Origin of the sequence: Hominimerdicola alba, assembly GCF_900112155.1 — a bacterium.
Lineage (GTDB): Bacteria > Bacillota > Clostridia > Oscillospirales > Ruminococcaceae > Hominimerdicola > Hominimerdicola alba_D.
Map to the genome: position 1 here is coordinate 1 of NZ_FOKQ01000022.1, position 19,682 is coordinate 19,682.

The 19,682-nt window shown below is 44.3% G+C and carries 16 protein-coding genes, 1 tRNA gene and 2 rRNA genes; 5 read left to right on the forward strand and 14 right to left on the reverse strand.

Annotated elements, in window-relative coordinates:
• The 3 genes from BM265_RS12200 to BM265_RS12210 form a co-directional block, all read left to right on the forward strand.
• Nucleotides 1-128 (forward strand): 23S ribosomal RNA (locus BM265_RS12200); the annotation flags it as partial.
• 61 nt (nt 129-189) lie between these two features.
• Nucleotides 190-306 (forward strand): 5S ribosomal RNA (gene rrf, locus BM265_RS12205).
• 37 nt (nt 307-343) lie between these two features.
• A tRNA-Asn gene (locus BM265_RS12210) sits at nt 344-416 on the forward strand.
• A 90-nt stretch (nt 417-506) separates the two neighbouring features.
• Here BM265_RS12210 and BM265_RS12215 read toward each other — a convergent pair.
• The 14 genes from BM265_RS12215 to BM265_RS12280 all read right to left on the reverse strand — a co-directional run bounded on the left by BM265_RS12215 (nt 507) and on the right by BM265_RS12280 (nt 16,493).
• The gene (locus BM265_RS12215) at nt 507-1,121 is read right to left on the reverse strand and encodes an HAD family hydrolase (RefSeq protein ID WP_074962096.1); all 615 of its coding nucleotides are present in this window, start codon (nt 1,119-1,121) and stop codon (nt 507-509) included.
• A gap of 429 nt (nt 1,122-1,550) precedes the next feature.
• The gene (locus tag BM265_RS12220; RefSeq protein WP_074962146.1) at nt 1,551-2,705 is read right to left on the reverse strand and encodes an aminotransferase class I/II-fold pyridoxal phosphate-dependent enzyme; all 1,155 of its coding nucleotides are present in this window, start codon (nt 2,703-2,705) and stop codon (nt 1,551-1,553) included.
• On the reverse strand, nt 2,692-3,969 hold the full coding sequence (locus tag BM265_RS12225; RefSeq protein WP_074962097.1) for an ATP-grasp domain-containing protein: 1,278 nt from the start codon (nt 3,967-3,969) through the stop codon (nt 2,692-2,694). Before BM265_RS12225 ends, BM265_RS12220 begins: the two co-directional genes overlap by 14 nt.
• A complete protein-coding gene (locus BM265_RS12230; protein WP_074962098.1) occupies nt 3,969-4,925 on the reverse strand; it encodes a hypothetical protein in 957 nt (318 codons plus the stop codon). Before BM265_RS12230 ends, BM265_RS12225 begins: the two co-directional genes overlap by 1 nt.
• A gap of 1 nt (nt 4,926) precedes the next feature.
• Nucleotides 4,927-6,129, reverse strand: a complete 1,203-nt coding sequence (locus BM265_RS12235) for an ATP-grasp domain-containing protein (protein WP_074962099.1) — start codon at nt 6,127-6,129, stop codon at nt 4,927-4,929.
• 28 nt (nt 6,130-6,157) lie between these two features.
• Nucleotides 6,158-7,666: a lipopolysaccharide biosynthesis protein gene (locus BM265_RS12240; RefSeq protein WP_081358457.1), complete on the reverse strand. Its 1,509-nt coding sequence runs from the start codon at nt 7,664-7,666 to the stop codon at nt 6,158-6,160.
• 38 nt (nt 7,667-7,704) lie between these two features.
• A complete protein-coding gene (locus BM265_RS12245; protein WP_074962100.1) occupies nt 7,705-8,877 on the reverse strand; it encodes an EpsG family protein in 1,173 nt (390 codons plus the stop codon).
• 150 nt (nt 8,878-9,027) lie between these two features.
• Nucleotides 9,028-9,999: a glycosyltransferase gene (locus BM265_RS12250; protein ID WP_074962101.1), complete on the reverse strand. Its 972-nt coding sequence runs from the start codon at nt 9,997-9,999 to the stop codon at nt 9,028-9,030.
• A gap of 18 nt (nt 10,000-10,017) precedes the next feature.
• Nucleotides 10,018-10,836 (reverse strand): glycosyltransferase family 2 protein, encoded by an 819-nt coding sequence (locus tag BM265_RS12255; RefSeq protein WP_074962102.1) that lies wholly within the window; start codon nt 10,834-10,836, stop codon nt 10,018-10,020.
• Between the two features lie 20 nt (nt 10,837-10,856).
• The gene (locus BM265_RS12260) at nt 10,857-12,020 is read right to left on the reverse strand and encodes a glycosyltransferase family 4 protein (RefSeq protein WP_074962103.1); all 1,164 of its coding nucleotides are present in this window, start codon (nt 12,018-12,020) and stop codon (nt 10,857-10,859) included.
• A 26-nt stretch (nt 12,021-12,046) separates the two neighbouring features.
• Nucleotides 12,047-13,141, reverse strand: a complete 1,095-nt coding sequence (locus BM265_RS12265) for a glycosyltransferase (protein ID WP_074962104.1) — start codon at nt 13,139-13,141, stop codon at nt 12,047-12,049.
• Between the two features lie 19 nt (nt 13,142-13,160).
• Nucleotides 13,161-14,378, reverse strand: a complete 1,218-nt coding sequence (locus BM265_RS12270) for a Coenzyme F420 hydrogenase/dehydrogenase, beta subunit C-terminal domain (protein WP_074962105.1) — start codon at nt 14,376-14,378, stop codon at nt 13,161-13,163.
• Nucleotides 14,379-14,407: 29 nt separating this feature from the next.
• Nucleotides 14,408-15,547 (reverse strand): polysaccharide pyruvyl transferase family protein, encoded by a 1,140-nt coding sequence (locus tag BM265_RS12275; protein ID WP_074962106.1) that lies wholly within the window; start codon nt 15,545-15,547, stop codon nt 14,408-14,410.
• Between the two features lie 226 nt (nt 15,548-15,773).
• Complete coding sequence (locus tag BM265_RS12280) at nt 15,774-16,493, reverse strand: sugar transferase (RefSeq protein WP_081358458.1); 720 nt, start codon at nt 16,491-16,493, stop codon at nt 15,774-15,776.
• A gap of 830 nt (nt 16,494-17,323) precedes the next feature.
• On the opposite strand from BM265_RS12280, the gene BM265_RS12285 reads away from it, so the two are divergent.
• On the forward strand, nt 17,324-18,655 hold the full coding sequence (locus tag BM265_RS12285) for a sugar phosphate nucleotidyltransferase (RefSeq protein WP_074962107.1): 1,332 nt from the start codon (nt 17,324-17,326) through the stop codon (nt 18,653-18,655).
• The gene (locus BM265_RS12290) at nt 18,652-19,662 is read left to right on the forward strand and encodes an acyltransferase family protein (protein ID WP_074962108.1); all 1,011 of its coding nucleotides are present in this window, start codon (nt 18,652-18,654) and stop codon (nt 19,660-19,662) included. Before BM265_RS12285 ends, BM265_RS12290 begins: the two co-directional genes overlap by 4 nt.
• Nucleotides 19,663-19,682: the final 20 nt, after the last annotated feature.

Below are 19,682 nucleotides of genomic sequence, written 5' to 3' on the forward strand. Positions count from 1 at the left end.
GCCCTTAAGATAAGATATCCCATCTTTATGAGTAAGACCCCTTGAAGACTACAAGGTTGATAGGCACAAAGTGTAAGTGCAGTGATGCATTAAGCTAGCGTGTACTAATTGGTCGAGGGCTTGTCCTAAATTATGTTAGTCCTTAAATGTTTCATTATTCAATTTTGAGGTTATTGTCCTCAATCTATAGTCGGTGATCATTGAGATGAGGTCACACCTGTTCCCATGCCGAACACAGAAGTTAAGCTCATCTTCGCTGAAAATACTCGGCGGGCGACCGCCCGGGAAAATAAGTTGTCGCCGGCTCTTCCCAAAACACTCTTCGGAGTGTTTTGGTATATCTGCCTCCTTAGCTCAGTCGGTAGAGCATGCGGCTGTTAACCGCAGGGTCGTTGGTTCGAGTCCAACAGGTGGCGCTATTTACTCCGTGATTTTTCTTCACGGAGTATTTTTTGTATATAAATAAATCAGGAAGAAACGATATTCTCGATTCTTCCTGATTTGTTTCATAAAATAGTTGTCAGCTCACTCAAGCTATTGATGATCTGATCGGGAGCGGCTTTTGTGGGATCTAGCTGCTGATAGGCTGCTATGCCCTGCTTTATCCATATGGTTTTCATGCCAAGCTCTATTGCGGGGTAGATGTCATTGTCTAGGCGGTCGCCGATCATGGTGGCATTTTCTGTGGTGCAGTTTGACATTTCCAGTGCTTTGAGGAATATGGCTTTGTCTGGTTTGGATATACTCAGTTCGGATGAAGCTGCTACTGTGCTGAAATATTTCAGCAAGTCCCAGCTGCGAAGTCTGTCCTCAGTACCTGTGGGCTGGTTTGCGATTACGCCAAGCTTATATCCCTTTGCATGGAGATATGCAAGGACTTTTTCTGCGTCAGGGTATGGATATTCGTCCTCGCTGTGCCATGGTGTTCTTTTCAGTCCGAAGTATTCTATTGCTTCCAGGTCGCCGCGCAGGTTCTGTTTGGCGAAGAATTTGCGCTTCTCATTTAACTGCTCAAAGGTTATGTCTGTGCCTTCGATGGCATCGAGTATCCTGTGCTCATATGCTTTTGTTTCGTCGATAAGGGTCGAGCCTATATCGAAAAATAGCCATTGTGTTTTCATATTATTTTCCGTTCTGTTAGATTTTTGTTTGAATGGCAGAGTATCGGTTGAAATTTCTCGTGCTATTTAGCTGCATTTACAGCGTACAGTTTACCATATTTATTGTAGTATGTCAAGAAAACGGTGGTGGGTAGTTTTCGCCACTCGTTCCTCGGGTCGAGTTATCGGAAACGCTTACGCTGTCCGATAACGGCGCGGCAATAATTTTTCACAGATAGAAAGAGCGTGGACATTTGTATTGTCCACGCTCTAATTTTTGTTAGCGGTGACTGCGCCTTTCTTTGGCGGGTAGTTCGCTGTGCATTTTGGTTTCGTGCTTTGGTGATTGAGGGCTCTGCCAACAGTCAGCTTTGCTGACTGTGCAAATATCCTGCAAGCTTTTTGCGAAAAGCTTGAGCAAAAGCTCTCTTCCTTGGCAGCGTCGCTGTTCTATTTCTTGCAAGAAATAATGATATCGCAGATGAGGTCTACCTGCTCGGGTTCGAGGTCTGCGTAGAGGGGCAGGGTGAGTACCGAGAGGCTGATCTTTAATGCGTTGGGGGTCAAATTAGGGTCGAATTTGCCGTTGAAGCAATCGAAAGTGTTTGTCAGCGGGTAGAAATACTTTCTAGCGTATATATTGTGGCTCGCCAGTACGTTATAGACCTCGTCGCGGTCGCAGCCGAACTTTTCAGCTTCGATGATAACGGGGAGGTATGCGTAATTTGGCTTTACATCGGGGGAAGTCTTGTTCAGCCTGATGCCATCGACGTTATCCAGTCTTTCGTGATAGCGTTCAACAGCTGCACGGCGCTTATTGATCTCGTCATCAACGTGGTGGAGGTTGCATATACCCATAGCAGCACAGAATTCGTTCATCTTAGCGTTTGAGCCCACGGCATCCACAGCCTCGGGACCGTGGATACCGAAGTTTTTCAAGTCGTATATAGCGTCGCCGAAAGCGGGATCCTTAAAGCAGACCGCGCCGCCCTCGATGGTGTTGAATACCTTTGTAGCGTGGAAACTGAAGCAGGAAACGTCGCCGAAAGAGCCTATACCCTTACCCTTGTATTTCTCGCCGAAGGTGTGTGCGGCATCGTAGATGACTTTCAGACCGTACTTATCGGCTATACGCTGTATCTCTTCAACGTTGCAGATATTTCCGTAAACGTGAACGGGTACGATGGCAGATGTTTTATCAGTGATAAGCGCTTCAAGCTTAGTAGTATCGATGGTGAAGTTATCGGGGTCGATATCGCAGAAAACAGGGGTCAGACCGTTTCTTACTATGGCATGGGTGGTTGATGCAAAGGTAAAGGGAGTTGTGATGACCTCGCCTGTGAGACCCAGCGCCTGCATTGTAAGTTCCAGCGCCATATGACCGTTTGTCAGCAGATCGAGCTTCTCAACACCGAGATACTCTTTCAGGTCTTCCTGCAGCTTTTTGTGCTTGGGACCCATATTTGTGAGCCAGCGAGTGTCCCAGATATCACGTATCTCCTCGCAGTACTCCTCGTACTCGGGCATTGAAGAACGTGTCACCAGTATTTTGCCTGTGACGTACTTATCTATCATTTTAGTGTAGTTTTTATCATTTGAGTTCATCTGCATCATATCTCCCTATAAGCATATTATTTCCGTCCTCATCAAGTACTTTGACGGTGCTGTATATCTTATCGATAGTATCACGGAGCTCCTGTTTGCTATCCGAGCACAGATAGATACGCGCGAACACCTGGGAGTAATCCGCAGGAAGTTTACACACAGTACCGACTTTCATTTTGGGACAAACATAGATAACGCACTTTTCGTTCTTTATCTCGTCAAGTCCGCTGATACTTGCAATCGTACCTTTGGTGGCAAGCAGTGTAAGTGTAACGCCTGTTTTATCAAAGCGGGGATCATCTTTCTCGTTGATAATACTGTCATCGCCCATTGTTCCTGTCAGTGTATGGCGTATCATCATCTGTATCACGTTCATGCCGTTGATGAAGTCGGAGTAATGGAAAGAAAGTGAACCTTCAAGGCGGTAACCGAGATCAACGGTAACAAAATTGCCGTTTTTCATCTTGCCCTGCATAAGCGCATAACCATTTTTCATACCCAGTGATCGGAACAATTCTCTGTACTGAGCGTCCTGTTTTTCTATAAAGCTTTCAAGATATCGTGAGGGGTATACATTTCCGACAGCCTGCTTTATTATTCCTTCTCCGAATCCAAAATCTACCATGATCCTGTCAAGCGAGTTGGAAAGTGTTGCTGTGTCGTTATGGATAGTGTAGAAAAATACAGGTTCGTATCTTGGATCATCACCGTCAAGAAATTCTTCGATGATAGCACGTCCGCTGATGGAAGTTTTACAGGCAGTCTCGTATGCTTTTTTCAGTTCTTCGCGGTCTTTGCAGACAGATACTCCTCTGCTGCCTGCATTATCAACAGGCTTGACGATAACAGGAAAACGGATATTTTCGTCAAGGATATCGTATGCAGCAGTTGCAGGGATACCTGCATTTATACAAGCTTCACGGAATTTATCCTTGCTGAATATCGTTCCCAGATCAGCACCCTCGGTGTAACAGTAAAAGCCCATTCTTTTACATAATTCTGTCAGGCACTCTACACGCCTTTCGCTGTATCCTGCAAGACAGCCGTCAACATTTCTTTCTTTGCAGAGTCTTTCCAGCGCGTCCATATCCGACCAGCTAAGATCATAGGCTTCATCAGCCACATACTTTGCGGGTGCCAGAGACCAGTCGGTGTGGTTGTCTGTCACGATGGTGTACACGCCGAGTTTTTTTGCTTCGTTTATTATCTCGATCTCGACGGTAGTTGCGCCGAGTATCAGCAGTTTTTTACCTTTAAGATCCATTATAGTACTCCTGTTTCCTGAAGCTTTTCAAGAATATATTTCATATCATCATCATCATATCTCTGGTCTGTGGGCAGGGGGAGGATATTTTCAGCGTAATCGTACTCCATGCTGTTTTTATCACAGTTTTCAAAGACATCGCCCCATAGAGTAGGCACGAATATTTTCATCTGCTGGAGCTTTTTCCTGATCTCCGCGCCGTTTTCGATATAGAGCGGATACATGAAAGCACCCCGGGGGATAGTGAGTTTCAGCTTATTTTTACCGCAGAGCTTTTCGTGAAGAAGCTTGAAATTCTCCGTTCTGCGGGATATTATGCGGTCATAGTCGTAAGACCTCAGCAAGTCGGCTGTGAGCTTAGACATATGCTTTATGGGCTCATCGGCGAAGAAATGGTTGTTATCGGAGGATTCCTTATAGAATTCGCCTGCCGTTCTTTCGTACCTGCCCAGTATGTAATGTATGCGTTCAAATGACTCATCTGTGGGGATATCGCGGGTGAGTCTTTGGCTTGTGTAGAGGAAAGCGCCGTCAGGCACACCGAAGTATTTGCGGCAGGTGTACAGCGTAGGCACACCATCAGCGGGGCGCTGAAAATAGCTCTGTGAGTTATCAAAAATCACGCGGCTGTATTTCTGCTTTAAGAAGGATACTTCCTCATTGGATATCTGACCGTAGTAGTTTACGATATACAGCCATTCATCGGGTGCAAGTGGGCTTTCGATGATCGGTCGGAAATCTTCGTCTATGGGGTAGTATCCGACCTCAGTGCCGTATTTAAGGCAGACATTTTTGACCGAGCTGCAAAGAAAATATGGCAGTCTGATCTTTTTGATACCCTCGGTTTCGATAAGGTAGGCAAGGCAGTTCCTGCCGCAGTTCAGCGGGACAGCCCCCTCGTGGTAAACCGTGCCGAAGTAGTTTTCAAATTCGATATATCCGCCTATTTCTTTCATCTCAGTCAACCTTTACACTAATCCATTTTTCTGAATCGTCTATCATATCAAGCATCTCAGCAAGGCTGTCGAACTTCATCAGCAGTATGCCGAGGGTGGTGTTCGCGCCTGTGAATGTGGTGATCTTGTCACCGGGCTTTACTATGATATGATCTTCAACGATCTTCTTTTTTGCGTCTTCGGCGATATCTATTGACTTCAGAACGCCGCTCTGATAGCTGTGTACTGCGTAGTAAGCGTAGAAAGTGTCATAGGGCTGCATCTTAACATCACTCAGGGACATACCCATAGCCGCTTTTACAGAACACTCCACAAGGTCAACGCCTGTGCAGTACTTTATGATATCGGGTATATAATTTCCGCCGTCACGGGGTGCGACCTCCATGAGGTAGACATTATAGTCCTTGTCGATACGCATATCAAAATTATATGTGGTAGTGCCCATATCAAGGAGAGTCAGCAGGCGCTGTATCTCGTTATGTATCTTGGTCTGTACATCGTCGGGCATATTGTAGGGGAAGCTTGCTGAAACAGGGACGAATGGGTTCTCGCATTTCGGGTCGAAATGGTCGTTGGCAAAACATCTGAAAACGAGTTTGCCGTCGATGGAGAGACCGTCGCCTGCTATCTGGTAGCCGAACTTTTCCACAAATTCTTCGACGATAATTTTATGACCTCTTGAAAAGGACATAGCATAGGTTATTTTTTCATTTATCTCGCTGACATCGTCTATCCTGCCAACGCCCTTGCTTCCGGAAGAATCGACGGGCTTGACTATAACGGGGAATCTGAACATGCCGTTGTTAAGATCATTTTCAGCCTCGGCAAGATCATCGTAGCCTTTGGCTTTAGGGGTGCAGAATCCGTTTTCGGCAAGGAATGCCCTGAATTTATCCTTATTGCAGAGGATATCAACAGAACGGTAGGGGCTTCCGGGGAGACCGAGTTTTTCGGCTACGTAAGCTGCGGTAGGTGCAGCGGGGTCGGAAGCGTATGCGAGAACGCCGTCAACGTTTTCCTTTTTTGCAACTTCAAGCACGGCATCTTTGTCCGTGGTGCTTACGAGATAGAATTTATCGGCAGCGTACTGACCCGGATTATCGGGAAGATAATCGCAGAGAACAGTATAGCAGCCCAGACGCTTAGCGGTCTCGATAGCAACAACCTGCTGCGCTGAACCGCCTAGCAATAACAGCTTTTTCACTTTGCTTTTCCTCTTTTCCGGAAATTATTTAAAATTTATTCCTGATCTTATTTACCATTTTAAGGATATAGTCGAAACATTCCAGTTTGAATATTTTTGCCAGCGCTACGTATGATATGACACCCAGGGGTATCTGCAAAAGCAGTGTCAGTACATCATTCATGTGCAGGAATGTTACGGAATATACCATTGCGCCCATAGCCGCTGCAATGCCCAGTGAGGGGAGTATATCCTTCATCTGCTCGGTATAGCCGTATTTCAGCAGCTTCTTGTTTGGTGAGGCGTTAACAAAGCATGAAAGCACTGTGGAACAGCACTGACCGATAACGATAGCCAGCGGTGTATTGAATTTAAGCACTGTGAAAACAAGTATACATAAACCGTATGTTTTCTTTAAGACTTCCAGCTTCAGGAACATATCGCTTCTGCCCTGGGCGTTGATGGCTTGCAGATTTGCAGTATGTATCGGCCAGAATGCGTATATAAAGCAGTATAACTGCAAGAACGGCACGCAAGGCATCCATTCATCTCCCAGCAGTAGATGTATCATCGGACCGGCTACCACTGCTATGCCCATACATACGGGGAATATCAGGAAAGAGCTGGTAACGATGGATCTTCGCATCATGCTTTTGATCTTGTTGTTATCGCCGTTATGTTTTGAAAGTGCGGGCAGCATAACGCCCTGAATAGAGCCGTTGATATTGTTTATGATTATCTCTGGGAACTGCTTGCCGCGGTTACAGTATCCCAGCTGTTCTTCTTTGTATTTTTTTCCTATTACAAGATTCTGGAGCTCACGGTAGATAACGTCTATCAGGGCGGATACCATAAGCTTCCAGCCGAAAGAGAACAGCACTCTTACGCGGTCCCATTCCAGGACACGCTTGGGTCTCCACTTAACGATGAGGAGAAGAAGTATACATACAGATACACGGCTTGAGAGCTGCTGTCCAACCAGTGCCCATACGCCGCATCCGCTTAAAGCCATGACTATGCCTACTGTACCTGATATTAGTACAGAACCGAGTGTACAGAACATAAGCTCCTTGAAACGCATCTCTCTTGCGACTTTTGCGTTTTGTATAGAGTTGAATGCACCCGGTATGAGTACCAGTGCCAGCACCCTCAGCAGGTTTTTGAGCTGGGGCTTATCATAGAAGTCAGCAACAAATGGTGCTGTTATAAACAGTACGCCGTAAAGCACCACTGCGATAAACAGGCTGACATAGAATATGGAGGAATAGTCATTTTCCTTGACATCTTTGCGCTGTATCAGTGCGGTGTTAAGTCCGCTCTGTACAAATACCTGTGATATGCTTATAAATATCGCCAGCAGGGTGATGGTTCCGTACTTACCGGGACCCAGTATCCTTGCAAGTACCAGCTGTACTATAAAGGCGATACCCTGATAGCCAGCACGTTCAAGAAATTTAAAAAACAAAGATTTTATAACTACCGATTTTTCCGCCTGGTTATTTGCATTATCAGCTTGGTTATTGGTTTCCAGCTCTATCTTATCTTTTTCAAAATCCAAAACTAATTTCTCCTTTTTGCTTCATTACATATCCCTGATCATCTGAATATATAATGATTTGATCCTGACCAGCCGTAGAGCATTACCCACACGAACCAATACCATCCCATGATACCAATAAGCGCAGCGTTGACCTTGATCTTGTCCTCGATCTTTTTACGCTTGAACGCATATGTGAACATAGGCACGGTCAGTATAGTGAACATATCGCAGTAGAGCGATATTCTTATTCCGTATATCGTCCTGAACAATACAAGGACGTATGTGTAGAAAGCAAATCCCAGTACAGGAAGCATTCTGATATTTCTATCAAAGTCAGGCTTGATCTTTTTGATGATCCTCAGCGGGATCACAAGAAGCAGCAATCTGTATACCCAGTCAAAGAAAACGTGCTTGTTGAAGCCAACTATTCGCAGGTAAACGTTAGTATCCGAGCTGAATACGGCTTCGATATTTTTTGCGTACTTTTCAGGCAGAATTGAATATGCAAGCAGGAATCGGCTGATCGCTCTCAGGTTCACGAGCATCAGGAGAACGGTGACTATGAAAGTGATCTTTGTTTCCTTGTTTTTCTTGCCGTTAAGGAACTTAACTATAAATATGAAAACAAGACCGAATACTGCCGAGAAGTGGAATGAGAAAGCAACAAGGAAGCACGCGACCATCTTACGGTACTTCTTTTCATTCATGTATATGTAGAACAGCATGACAAATACGGCTGATACGCTCTGTTTCATAACGTTGAATGAGTTATTGTAGAACAGGAACATATAAGCGAGCATCGTCTGCCACATAGGTGTTACAGAACGGTATTTATAGGCTATCAGGTAGATCGGGACAATGACCATCACCTCTGAGGTGAACAGGAAAGCGCCCGCATCATCGGCGAAAATCGATGTGATATACGCAAGCAGTGCATATCCCACCGGTTCGGTAGTAAGCTTGAACGTATCGGTGAAAGAAGACGTATTTGCAAGGTCGAAAGTTCTTATGGCGTATTCAAGAACGTCTTTACCAACGGTATCCGCACGCATACCTGCAAGAAGTGAAGGTATGAAGAGGGCGATGAAGGAATAAAGTATCGCCAGGCGCTTGGCGCTCTTCTTCTTTGTGTTTATATGTAGATCGATTTTCCTTTCTGCCTTATAGGTGAAAAAGCACGTAAGAGTGAAGACAGTAAGATATAGAATAGTACTTGCACTAATACTCATTAGATCTCTCCTATAATTATATTAATCGTAGATCGGTTTTCTGACGTATGCCGACTGCAGATGCATACTTTACCATCTGCAGTCGGCATACGTGAAAACCCGATATGGATTTTCACTTATTACTCTAATACTTTTGTGCCGAAAGCATTATTATGATCTCTTTAGTTTCTTTTTCAGATCGGTTATGAAAGGCATTTTGTCTTTTATATCATATTTCAGCCTTTCGTATGGGGTAAGTTCGTTGTATACCCCTGATGCTTTCATTCCTTTAAGGTCGTTAAGGTGCTGATAGTAGATCAGTTCCTTACGTTTAATGATATGTTCTATCTCATCGTGATATTTGCCTTCGGTGAACTCGTCAAACTCTTTAAGCAGACCGCAGTGACGGTCGAAAAAGTTCTTTTTCAGCTTTTCGGGATCTGTCTTTATGGAACCCGAGGCGGAGTTAGGATTGTTTGTACGGTAGGCGCTCATTATCTCGTTGAAGTAATGGGCACAGCCGTCATAGGTGGTGACAAGTCTTACGACCAGATCAAGTGAAGTTGAGAAGCTCAGGATAGGACGCAGATTCTCTGTTCTGCCCACGATAGATGCTGTGGGAGTGAAATCCAGCCTTATCAGTTCAGCTACCGATATATCGGTGCCTTCGGGCTTTTCAAGGGCTTTGTAAAGCTTCTTGTCGTTCCACATCTTTCGGGGATAGAAAGTTTTGAGATAGTTATCATCGGTATCCACCACATTTGCGTTATGGAATGTCATATTACATTCGGGGTGTTTTTCCAGGTAGTCTACCTGTTTTTGCAGCTTATTTTCATCGCACCAGTAATCGTCACCCTCGCAGATAGCGAAATACTTTGTCTGTATAGCGGGTATTACGTATTTCTGCACGATGTTTATGCCCTTGCTGTAACGGTTCTCTTCCTGTATGATAGTATGCACCTTATCGGGATACTTTTTTGCGAACTCTTCTATGATAGCTATTGAGCCGTCAGTGGAACAGTCATCGTGGACAAGCACCGTGTATTCAAAATCTGTTTTTTGTGTGCAGATGCTCCCCAGACATTTTCGAAGCCATTTTTCATGATTGAAGCTTACAATGCAGACCGTTACGATGGCAGCCATTTTATGCTATCTCTCCTTTTACAATTTATATCCGTCAGCCACGCCTTTGAACATACTTTTCAGTTTATGGAATTTATCATCTTCATAAAGCAGTGTCTGTATCATTCTTTTTACAACTCTCACATCGGACTTGAAACCAAGCTTATACTTACGTTTCAGGTAGATGCTGTTGCGCACCCAGTAGTATTTCCGCAAAGGGGAGTGGTTGAATATTATGATATCCTTTCCGAAAAACTTACGTGAGGTACTTCTTCCCACTTCATGCAGGAATCCTGTATAATTGAGTCGGATTATCTTGTATCCGCCCCGGGTGAGAGCATAGCAGATATCGTAATCCACCATATCGATGAACAGCTTTTCATCAAATCCGCCTACAGCTTTTATAGACTTTATGTTATTGAAAGCTCCCGAGGTTATACAGAAGCTGACTTTTTCGTAGTCCTTTGTCAAGCCGAAATCAACTTCAACGCTGCGGTCTTTGTACATTGATGTGATGATGCCAACATTATCCTTGGCACGCTTTGAAAAGCTGTCGTATGTTTCGATGATATCGGGCTGGCAGACGGTATCCTGATCGAGAGTCAGCACCCATTCAGCCCCAAGTTCTTCAGCCTTATCGATGATCTGGTTCAGGGCTTTTGCTATGCCGTAGTTATCATCGTTCCTCACATAAGTGATATTCTGGTATTTTGCGGTAAGCTCCGCTATCTCGTCGATATTTTTTGAACCGTTATCGATAAGTATGAGTTCACTCACCTGCGGAGCGATAGCCGAGATATTTTCCTCCAGCCTGTTTATATCGGGATTATAAAGCACTATCCCTGCGGCATGAGCCATAGATCAAACCACCCTTATGATCATTTTCTGTATTCGGCAAGGAATTCATCATAGAATTTCTCGCGCTTTTTAACGAGCTTTTCTCTGCAGAATTCTTCCGATTTTTTGAAGTTCTTTTTTGCCAGCTTATCAAGATCTGTACCCAGCACACGCTGTACTGCCTTGACTACCTCATCGGTACTGCCTTTTCTGAAAAGGCATATCTTTGGTATAAGCTCGGGTATGCCCGCGATGCTTGTGCCTATAACGGGACAGCCGCGGCTCATAGCCTCGATAACGGCTCTGGGCAGACCCTCCTGCTTGCTGGGCTGTACGTAGAGGTCGAGAGAATCATAGTAATCAGGCATTTTATCTGCCGAGAGATTGCCAACGAATTTAACCTTGTCCAGAACTCCAAGTTCCTTTGCAAGGTCGCGGAGGAAATAGTCGTGCTTTGTGCCGTTATATCCGCCTGCAAGGTGATACTCCACATCGTAGCCCATATCAGTCAGGGGCTTTATTGCACGTATAACGTACTCCTGACCCTTATAGCGGGTATCGAGAGCGGCAGCAGTGCCGAGCACCAGCTTTTTCTTGGGGTCAAAGCTTTTCAGCTTTTCAAGGCGCTTTTCAAGTGTGGCTTTCTGCGGCGCATCTATTACAACGTTTGAACAGCTGACGGTCTTGCCCTTGGTGGGGTAGCGTCTTTGCAGGAATTCTCCTGTAACGTAGTACACGTACTTCGCCTGACCGATTATGCTGCGGGTCTTCCAGTACATATAAGGCGCAACTGCCTTGCCCAGCAGACCGTGGTTCCAGTAGCTGTCCCAGGAGCAGCCAACGCTTTCAACTATATATGGCTTGTTGTACTTTTTGATATACTTCACTGCCAGCTGTGCGATGGAGCTCTGTGTTCTCAGTACGAAGTAATCGTTCTCTCTTACGCACTTTTCAACTATCTTTTCAGCCTTGGGCTTGTTTACAAGGATAGTCTTGGGGCTTTTGAAATTAGGTACGCTTATGACCTTTATCTGTGGAGGCACAAGTGTGAAGTTTTTGCCCTCCACGGGCTTTGTACGTATCATGAAGGTTATTTTATCAGCCAGATATGAATATCTTTCATACAGCTCATGATAGGCAAATTCGTAGTAATTGCCGTCCTTATCGTAAAACAGAGGTCCGTCGTGTATAAAAACCAGTTTCATTTAAAGTAACTCCTTTTTGCGGGGCTTTATTTGGTAAGCATTTTGTGCCATGCTTCCATATTGCGGTCAAAGGAGAAGTTCTCTTCCCATTTTTCCATAGAAGCCCTGCTAAAGTTTTTCCATTTATCAATATCGACTGAAAGCTGCATAACAGCATCTGCCCAGCCGTCGGTATCGTCTTTATCGTCAACGAGGATACCTGTTTCGTTATTTATGACAACATTGCTGTTGAATCCCACATCGGAAGCTATTGATGGAAGTCCCGTTGCCATATACTGCACCAGTTTGAATCCGCCTTTGCCCAGTGAACGCTTGATGTTCAGCAGGGGCATAATGCCGATATGGGCTTTGAGCATCTCTGCGGGGACGATATCTCTCGCCCATAGGATATTTTCGATTTTAAGATACTTAGTTTCCGATTCCAGCGGGAGATTGCATATGACCGTCAGTGTGACTGTCTTGCCGGTCTTTTCCTTTACAGCCTTTGCGGCCTTGTCAAGGGCGGGAACAACGTTTCTTATATGTTTCAGTCCCGAAGAAGAGCCTACCCACAGGATATTAACCTTTTCACCGTAAGATGCTTCTCTTTCCCTGTTGACGGTCTCCTTGTCCTTGACAGGCATGTCGCCGTCGGTTGTCGGCAGGAAAGAGGTTATCTCTTTACAGCGGGAAGTCAGCATTTTTTTCAGATATTCGCTGGTGACGATTATCTTGTTGCTGTGCTTCATCAGAAGCCTTGCTTCGGCTTTTGTGATCTCGTTTATGCCGAAAATATCGTCATCGAAATCCCATATCACCTTTGAATTTTTCAGGATATGCTCATACATCAGGCTTATGGGGAAAACGCATACCTTCGGTACTGCCGCGCGGGATATCACCACGATATCGGGCTTGGCTATCATATCAGCGGCAAAATTGCGGAAATTTCTGAAAAATATCATCAGGTGGTACTGTATCTTGCAGATGAGAGTCGGAGAGTTGGAATACTTTCTGAACATTTTATCTGTGACGGTAAATCTGTTGGTGATCTTGGCGTCCTTAATCTTTTCAGTATACTGCAAGATCCTGTAATAGCTTGCCGCGTGGGTGAAGCCCCTTGTATATACCGAAACTTTTTTCATTTCACCATGCCTCCGATTTTCAGCGTTTTGAGCCTTTTGTGCTCTGGCGCTTTCTCATGCTTTTTTTATATATTTTAAGGATTCCCATATTGTACATTATGGGACGAATCCTACGCTTTATCCTGTTTTTCAGTTTAAAGGTAGAGGGGAAGTATTTCTTTTGCAGTCCTGACATGGACATTCCGTCCAGGTCTGCGAACATTTCTTCCCTGCGTGGGTTTGGCTTGGCAGAAGTTACCATCATGCCGCCGTTTATTGCGCTGTCCTTATCAAAATCCAGAGGTTCTACGTCCAGATATTTTTTGATCTCTTCAAATGCGGCAGCGGCTTTCTCGTTGTTTACCAGTACCTGCGAAACGCCTATGCCGTCATCCATTCTTGGTGCTGCACCGCTGACATACCAGTAATCGCCCGCAGTAAAGCTGCTGCGCCTGTGTTTGCCCTTGGATTTGCAGTCATAGCAGGAAGGTCTTGATATCATCTCCTTGCTGTAAAACTGAAGCATGGGGTCAACGTCGTAGGGCTCGTCGTACTCGGTGCCGTCGCTGTATACCACTCTCATGGTAGTGCTGCCGTAGCCGTAGGTCTTTTCACGGAACCTTACCTCGCGGATATCCTTGCCGCTCTTCTTTTTATGCCATGAAAGGTATTTCTTCCAGAATTTAGGCGAGGGAACGCCCTTGCAGATGATATCCATAGTATAGAGATCATCGGGATCATTGCCCAGATAATTCAGCAGGGCTTCCACCTGACAGGGAGTACCGGAAAACAGCACTTTTCTGCCGTCAGCCAGAAATTCCTTGACTTTTCTGTAAGTATGTCCCACTTCGCTCTGGACATATTTAGACCTGTTGAATTTCTTGATCTCTTTTAAATTTTCGATGTAGCTGTGTCTTACATGGAAATGCTCATCGAATCCCACACCGAAAACGACACCGCCTTCGCTGAGGACATATTTTGCGGCAGCCGCAAAGAATCCGCCTGAAGTTGAGGTCTTGCGCAGTTCCTTGCTCTTGTTCCTTACAAGATAGGCTTTGGGCTTGTTAGCGGGTGTATCCTCATTAAGAACAGGACATACCTTTGCACATTTATTACATTCAACGCACAGCACCTCGCATACCTCGGGGTATAAAAATCCATCCTTGTCGGGGGTCATTTTTATACAGTCCCTGGGACAGCTGTTCATACAGGCGCTGCAGCCGCAGCAGTCTTTTTTGACACGCTCTGAAATATTCATTGTTTGATCCTCCTGGCTTGATCTCTCCGTCAGTTTTTAAGTGAGTCTGAAAGATAGTTCCAGGAATATTTCCTTAATTTGTCGATATTTTCAGTCACTTCATCATAGTTAATGCTTTCGGTGATGAACCTGTCCTCCCAGACATCGTTCACCACGCGGTCTTTCATGCCTGCGATGGAAAGCAGAGATTCAAGACGGGAGAATGTATCCTTGCTGCTGTCAGCGCTGTGACGCCTGAACACCATCACGTTTTTACGGTAAATAATGGAAAATACCGTACCGTGATAGGAATCCGTGCATACATACTCAGCATTTTTTATAGCACTTACAAAATGCGAGGGATCGGGGTTATCCACGAACTTCGCATTGAGTTTATTGTCATACTCCGATATCTCACCGAAAAATGGCATCATAACGATAGGCAGACCTGTCTTTTCAGCCAGCTTCAGCACACATTCGCGGGGCTCTCTTCTATTTCCCAAAAAATAGCAGAAGATGTATTTGCCATCAGCTACGGGCTTTTCGGGCTGGATATCGTCCCATTCCTCTGCATTAAAGAGCAGTGTGGGGTCGCATACCACAGGGACTTTTTTGCCTGTCAGCTGCTTTACGATGACCGAACCTCTTTTTTCGCGGACAGAGATATGATCGAACTTGTTCAAGAATTTTTTATAGAAATCACGCAGCAGCGCTGGAACCTCGGAAACACCGAAGCTTGGGGCATAAGCCACGCGCTTTGTGCCGCTGTTAAGCCAGTTGAGGGTATAAAAATCCGAACCGCTGTTGATGGGGTTCCACACCTGATCGCTGCCAAGCACCGCCATGCTGTACTTGCCAGCGGCTTTTTTCAGCTGATCGTACCCCACGTACTTCGGTGAAGCCACCATATACTTGTCAACAAACTTATCAAAGGCTTTGTTGCGTCTGCTGATGAGTTCACCGTTCTTTTTCTGGAAGAACTTTCTTTTTACAAAAGACCATCTTTCCGCCATAATGGATGGGATAAGCAGCTGTATAAGGTACTTGTAAGCTGTCTTTTTGGTCTTTACATATTTGATATACTCATTGTCATAACCGAGCTTTGTAACAGCTTTCTGCGTGGCGTATGACTGCAAAACGCTTCCAAAATTCCTTATATTCGGGCATACGACAACAGCAACTTTTTTCATAGCGGTTCTCCTAGATTAATCTTTTATTTTTGATACAGCAATTATCTGCTAGGTGAAATTCAATAATTCAGACTCTATAAATTATACCAAATTTTGATAAAATTTTTCAAGTGGCAAACATTAAAATTTCATGAACTTCAAATTGGTGTGAAATCAAAATGTTGTTTATTTAACATAAAAAAACCGGTGCAAAATCACAGCGGACTTGCACCGGATCTAGTCAGACTTAGGAATTGCCGATCTTTAAAACGAACAAAACGGTCTTTATTATAATACCAATATCCACAAGAACAGAGCGTTCTTTTATGTACTTTCTGTCAAGCTCTATCTGCTCTTCTGTTGTAAGGGAGTTCTTTCCGCCGATCTGCCAGTAGCAGGAGAGACCGGGTGTTACCAGGAGTCTGTCATCAGGAAGATTTGCCTGCTCTCTGGGGATAAAGGGTCTGGGTCCTATGATCGACATCTCACCTTTAAGGATATTGATGAGCTGAGGAAGCTCGTCGATAGAGGTCTTTCTGATGAAGTGACCTATCTTGGTGATGCGGGGGTCGTTCTTCATCTTGAAGGTAGCGCCCTTACATTCGTCCTGTGCCAGGAGTTCCTCCAGCTTTTTATCAGCTTTTTTGTACATTGAGCGGAATTTGTAGATCTTGAACATCTTGCCGTCTTTTCCCACTCTTTCCTGCATATAAAAAGGACTGCCGAAGTCATCTATAACGATCAGAGCCATGACTACCAGCATAAGAGGTGACAGCATCAGGAGTGCTATCAGTGAAGATGTTACATCAAACGCTCTCTTTATTTTTTCATATAAAGGTTTTCTTCTGTAGAGTATGCCGTGTGAAACGGTAATTTCTCTTTCTTGCAGCGCTGTTTCGCTGTAAGATGTCATTTCTATGCTGCCTGCCAGAATGCTTGTATCTGTTTGTGCATTTAAATTCATCATTTCTTTCTCCCCATTTTCAATAGTCTCAAGGTTTTCCGATGGCATTGTGAGCCATACTTGCGAATGATGTGCTTTGACATAAGGTCCGGACTGTGTTCCGGTTGCCCTGCGCTAATGAAACGACCTCACTATAAATCGAAGTTACATATATTATATACATATGTATAAATGATGTTCGCCTCTTAAGTCTGATTCAGCTTAATTAAGCGATGTATGCGGCCTGTTTGAAGATCAACAGGTTGCTTTTTGTTAAATATATTATATCACGCATATAAGCAAAAGTCAACATTTTTAATCTTTTTCATCACTATAAATAATATACACAGGTTTTTTTTAGTACAATTTCAAAATTATATATATACGTAAATTTGCGGAAATGATTTGTGCATAAATTTAATGAATTTAAAACTAATTTACTTACTACATGTGCGCAATTTATGTGTAAAACACAGAAAATAGCGCTGTTATTTTGTTATCAATAATGTTAAATGGGGGACAGGATAATATTTTAACATGGAAGAATGTGGATATTGTATTTTAGTTATCTTAATTGGTTAAAATAACCGATATAATTAAACGTGAGTTACTTGACATATCGAACGAAATGCAGTACAATATTAAATATATAATATATGTGATTTCACTGATTTGTTATAGATCAGTGTGATCCTAAAATAAAAAGGAATATTTATGTAAACGATATCACAAACCCATTATTAAGGTGTGTTGATGCTGTGTGAATTCACAGAAAAGGGGCTGATATCGCGTAATAGCTTGTTATTGCCAGATCCTGACAATGGATGATAACAAGCTGGACCGGGGGATATGGAATGAATATAATCTTACTGTCCGGCGGAAGCGGAAAAAGGCTTTGGCCGCTATCAAATGATGTGCAAAGTAAACAATTCATACGTCTTTTCAAGAATGATGATGACGATTATGAGTCTATGCTGCAGCGTGTGTATCGTCAGATTACATCTGTAAGTGATGCGGGGATAACTATTGCGACCTCTCGTTCACAGGTAAGCGCTATACGCAATCAGCTGAGCGATAAGGTATCTATATGTATAGAGCCCTGCAGGCGCGATACTTTTCCTGCAATAGCACTTGCGTCGGAATATCTTCACGATGTGAAGAAAGTCGACAGGGACGAGTGCGTGATAGTATGTCCTGTTGACCCTTATGTTGACAATAGTTATTATGAGTGCGTAAAATCGCTGGAAGCCCATGTTAAGAACGGTGATACGAATCTTACGCTGATGGGCATTGAGCCTACTTATCCCTCTGATAAGTACGGATACATCATACCTGAGAAAAAGGATACTGTCAGCCTTGTAAGGTCTTTCAAGGAAAAGCCCGATAAGGCGACTGCGGCGGAATACCTCAAACAGGGTGCGCTATGGAATGCAGGCGTGTTTGCCTTCAAACTTGGTTACCTTTTAGATAAGGTACAAGAGATAACAGGCTTTTCGGGCTATGATAAGATACTTGAAAAGTATGATACACTGGAAAAAATATCCTTTGACTACGCAGTAGTAGAAAAGGAGAGTTCTATAAAGGCAGTGCGTTATTCGGGTGACTGGAAAGATGTCGGCACATGGAACATGATGGCTGAGGTCATGGCAGACGCTACAAAGGGCGATGTCACCCTTGATGATACCTGTAATAATACGCAGGTGGTCAATGAACTGGGTATACCTGTGCTGTGCATGGGCTGTCATGATATGGTGATAGCTGTCAGCGGTGACGGCATACTTGTATCGGATAAAGAGCGCAGCGGATATATGAAGCCTTATGTTGAGAAGATCGCGGGTGATGTTCGCTACGCAGAGAAATCATGGGGCACCTACACGGTCATCGACACAGAACCCGGGGCTATGACTGTCAAGATAAAGATATTCGCGGGAAACAATATGAATTACCAGAGCCACGAGTATCGTGACGAAGTCTGGACTGTTATATCAGGCGATGGCAGGTTTATTCTTGACGGCAGGGAGATACCCGTTAAGCCTGGCGATACCGTTACAGCAAGGGCAGGCATGAAGCACATGATCATCGCTGATACAGATATGTCCCTCATTGAGGTGCAGATCGGTGAAGAGATCAGCAGGACGGACAAGATCATATACGAGAATGAACATTGTAAGGATAAGAAAAAATGAGCGGCAACAACGAAAATAATTACGGATGGATATCTACCCTAAGAGGGTTTGCGGCATTGCTGGTATTTACCGCGCATCTGCCGATACCGTGGCCGGGTCAGATGGGATTTATCATCGGCAGGGCCGGAGTTGCTATATTTTTCCTTATCATGGGATATCTTGCGGTACAGGCAAGGCAGAAAAGAACGAGAAAACAGTATCTGTTCAACCGCTTTGTAAGAATGTACCCTGTTTTCTGGCTGATACTGACAGCTACGTTCATCGCGAAGATAATCGTGTGGAGAGCGAGTCTTTTCGGGCATCTGAAAGACCTGTTGTTCAATATGACGCTGTTCAATGAATTTCTTGGGTCGGACTGCATAATCGGTACAAGCTGGATGATGCCCATACAGGTCTGCTTCTTTGTGGCGCTGGCTGTGCTTTCGGCGGATTTCTTCGAGTATGCCAGTGAAAAGACCATTGAGAATATATTTATCGCTGGCGGCGGATTTACGGTGTTTATCTCGCTGCTGAGATTTATAACAGACAAGCCGTTCCCGACTGCTTTCGGACTGCTGTTATTGCTTGGTCTGATAGGTATACAGTACAAGGAATACGGTGGTAACAACAGCATTTCATACGGCGATATCCACGGTGTTTCCAGATATCTGGAAATATATGCGGTCGCTTTTGTACCCAGCGTAATACTTGCGTACAAATGGGATGCGATCGGATACATTGCGGCGTATGTGATAGGTATTGCACTGTTCGTGCTTGCGGATAAGTACAAGGTCTCGGTTGAGGCTATGAACAAGCTGGGTAGCGTGGGATTCTCATTCTTCCTGGTGTCTGATATACCGCATATCATCCTTGAAAAGATCATTATTACGAACGGTTCGGTGATAAAGCTGGTACTGTTCATTGTGATAAAATTCGCGGCAAGTCTGGGTCTGGCTCATCTGCTGACAAAGTATGTGGAAAAGCCCATGCTCAGCAAAGCGAAAAGCATCGAAATGTCGATGAAATAATTAATGTAGAGGCTTCGATT